At 46.0% G+C, this 489-nt stretch carries 2 tRNA genes; both read left to right on the top strand.

The features are described 5' to 3' along the window. The first annotated feature begins 28 nt into the window (after window positions 1-28). Window positions 29-105, top strand: a tRNA-Ile gene (locus DU29_RS0129205). A gap of 10 nt (window positions 106-115) precedes the next feature. Beyond that, window positions 116-191: transfer RNA gene (locus DU29_RS0129200), tRNA-Ala, on the top strand. Window positions 192-489: the final 298 nt, after the last annotated feature.

Here is a 489-nt window from a genome sequence, read left to right as displayed (position 1 = left end):
CATGGCTAACAGTTACAAGCTCGAAATTGGGTCTGTAGCTCAGTTGGTTAGAGCGCACCCCTGATAAGGGTGAGGTCGGCAGTTCGAATCTGCCCAGACCCACCAATTTTGTTATGGGGCCATAGCTCAGCTGGGAGAGCGCCTGCCTTGCACGCAGGAGGTCAGCGGTTCGATCCCGCTTGGCTCCACCATAAACTGCTTTGACACGTTAGAGTTTAGAAATGAATATTCTGCAGTGAATATTGATTTCTAGTCTTTGATTAGATCGTTCTTTAAAAATTTGGGTATGTGATAGAAAGATAGACTGGACCACACTTTCACTGGTGTGGGATCAGGCTAAGGTAAAATTTGTGAGTTGCTCTTAATTGAGTATTATCGAATTTTCGGCGAATGTCGTCTTCACAGTATAACCAGATTGCTTGGGGTTATATGGTCAAGTGAAGAAGCGCATACGGTGGATGCCTTGGCAGTCAGAGGCGATGAAAGACG

The sequence above is a fragment of the Pseudomonas sp. Ant30-3 genome (assembly GCF_000690905.1).
In the GTDB taxonomy this organism is placed as follows: Bacteria; Pseudomonadota; Gammaproteobacteria; order Pseudomonadales; family Pseudomonadaceae; genus Aquipseudomonas.
This window is presented reverse-complemented; position numbering and strand designations above follow the sequence as displayed.